The organism is Acinetobacter sp. SK-43, assembly GCF_015351505.1.
Classification (GTDB): Bacteria; Pseudomonadota; Gammaproteobacteria; order Pseudomonadales; family Moraxellaceae; genus Acinetobacter; species Acinetobacter junii.
Map to the genome: position 1 here is coordinate 1 of NZ_JADKPY010000082.1, position 2592 is coordinate 2592.

At 35.6% G+C, this 2592-nt stretch carries 2 protein-coding genes and 2 pseudogenes; all 4 read left to right on the plus strand.

Translation table 11 applies throughout. From position 1 onward, the window contains the following. Positions 1–611, plus strand: a pseudogene (locus IRT38_RS16030) (hypothetical protein); the annotation flags it as partial. An 8-nt stretch (positions 612–619) separates the two neighbouring features. Beyond that, positions 620–1162, plus strand: a complete 543-nt coding sequence (locus IRT38_RS16035) for a GTP-binding protein (protein ID WP_004909026.1) — start codon at positions 620–622, stop codon at positions 1160–1162. A gap of 21 nt (positions 1163–1183) precedes the next feature. Further along, on the plus strand, positions 1184–1603 hold the full coding sequence (locus tag IRT38_RS16040) for a roadblock/LC7 domain-containing protein (protein WP_005402056.1): 420 nt from the start codon (positions 1184–1186) through the stop codon (positions 1601–1603). Between the two features lie 336 nt (positions 1604–1939). Then, positions 1940–2592: pseudogene (locus IRT38_RS16045) on the plus strand (phospholipase); the annotation flags it as partial.

Sequence of the window (2592 nt, forward strand, 5' to 3'; positions counted from 1 at the left end):
CAAATGAATTGAAGATAGAACATGATGCAATAAATGAAAAATTTCTTGCTGAAATGTTTAATCCAGAAAATGCAAGATTACACATCTTTGATGATCATGGCACTTTAGCCATCATTGATACACGTAGCCAAATTGCATGGTTAGAGCCAACTCGACTAAATACACAAACAAATCATAGTTTTAACTATAAATTTGCTACTACATCTGATTTTACTAAGGTTTCTCGTAAAGTCGAATATGACTTACAAGACTGGTTATGGAATCTTTTTTGGCATTCTTATGAATTTCAAAAGCTATCGCCTAAAGAAAACGAATATTACAAAATTGAGTATTGGCCTCAACCACATCAAAGCAGAGATCGAAAAATTGCACTTTTACTTTCAGCATGTTTTATACAAGGAGCACAACTTTCACAGGTTGCTACGCAACTCAAACTCCCTATTCAAACGGTTCAACAATTTATTTCCGCATGCATTATTTCAAATAATGGCGGAGTTATCCCAGCGTCAGAAAGTCATTATTTAAAATTAGAGGAAACCAAAGCCTCTAATGAACAACAAGGCTTTTTAAATAAGTTTTTCGGCAAAATCCGACGCCGATTTGGGCTATAAGGAATTCTATGATTCTTCAACAATATAAAATTGTATTTGCAGGAAGCATGGGTGCAGGTAAAACTGAAGCGATTAAATCACTCTCCGAAATTCCTGTGCTTGCAACCGAAGCATTTAATACAGACAGTCAGGCACATAATAAAATGCAAACAACTGTTGGCATTGATTATGGTGAAATTACTTTAGATGACGGTGTTAAAATTGGACTTTATGGAACACCTGGACAAGCACGATTCGATTTCATTTGGCCAGTTATTTGCCAAGGTGCTTTGGGTGTGATTATTTTGGTTGATCATAATAGTAAAGTTCCTCTAGAGGAGTTAGAAGGCTATTTAGATACTTTTAAAGACTATACACAAAATATTTCGATCGGCATCACGCATGTTGATGAAAATAAAGGGCAACCGATTTCAATTTATCGAGATTGGTTAATTCAAAATGAGTATCAATATCCTCTGTTTTTTATTGATGCCCGAAAACAAGAACACATTCTGCTGATGATTGAATCACTGATTGCAGCATTAGAAGTCAATCTGAGAGCAACGAATTAATCATTTTGAAAGAGAAGAATTATGTTCAGCATTCCAAGTCAACAACGTACAGCGCCAAAGGAGTTGATCCATTTGGCTAAAGCTCAAGCCAATGACATATTGATGAATATTCGTGGCATTGATTATATTATGCTCTGCTCTACAGATGGTTTTGAATTGGCATCAGTTTACAAGAAGAATCCATATAATAGTACTAAGCTTGCTGCGGTGAGTAGTTCTATTCTGGCTATGGTGAGTGCCTTTTTAAAAGAGATTCAACTTACTGGCTGTCAAAGTATTACTTTAGATGCAGAAAATGGTAAGGCGATCCTGACCTCAATCCCTGCCCCTCACCACCCAATGGTTATGGTGACTTTAAGCAACAAAGACGTATTACTTGGTCAATTGTTATATAGCCTTAAGCAAGCAAGCGCAGCAATCATAGAAGCTGATCAAGCATAATTCATAACGCATAAATTAAGCTCTGATGAATGATCAATTTATCAGAGCTTTTTTAATTTCGAAAATCCACATTCTATAATTTTCTTTTTTGAAGTATTGCAAATAACCCAACTATTCAGAACAAACCCTACTTATCCAGTTTTTAATATGCTTAAACAACAAGATAAATCATACAAATTCAGATGAATGGTAAAAAAAATTAAATGAATTATAAATATTTTTCAATTATGATTATTTTTGAACAAATCATAACCCAAAAAATATTCAAAAACGAAAATTTAAATGATTATGAAAAGGAGTTTGTTCACAAATAATTAAATTTAACGGAGAAGAACGATGAAGCTGGACAGCTTTAAATTTGCCGCTGGGGTTATGCTTTTAGCAGGTGGCGTATCTGCACAAAATGCATATGCTGATTCTTATGTATTTGTCACGAATACAACACCTCAAACGGTATCTGTACAAATCACTCAAACTGGAACGCATATTTTACAAGCTGGAAATGAGTGGGCTCAGGAAGCGACTCAAATCGCACCCTATGAGACTAAACGCGTGCTGCGAATGAATCGATACTCAGGCATAAAATCAGGTAAAACCTATAATTTTGACACTGTTGTAACGAGTGGAAATTCACAAGTAACGCTCAAACAAACCATGACAGGAACTTGGACAGGTAGTACGATTAAGCATGGTATCCAAACAGCAACCACGACATCGCCATGGTATTCTGATCGTGCAATTCATCGAATTAATACAACTTATGCAGGCTTATCTGCTCAGGCTGCGGTCAAAGCTGAATATACGGGTGGGTATGATGATTTCCACTACACAATTCACCAAAACACAGTGCAAGAACCTGTATCCAATAGCGCAGATGAATTAAAAGTACTGTCATATAATATTTATGCATTGCCTATGGTTGCAAGCAAAATTAGCGAACGCCTAGCAGAGTTACCAAATCATTTAAATGGATATGATGTCATTTTGCT

Excerpts from the sequence above, each read along its gene's own strand:
- IRT38_RS16040 (WP_005402056.1), top strand. The coding sequence starts at position 1,184 with ATGTTCAGCATTCCAAGTCAACAACGTACAGCGCCAAAGGAGTTGATC.
- IRT38_RS16035 (WP_004909026.1), top strand. The coding sequence starts at position 620 with ATGATTCTTCAACAATATAAAATTGTATTTGCAGGAAGCATGGGTGCA.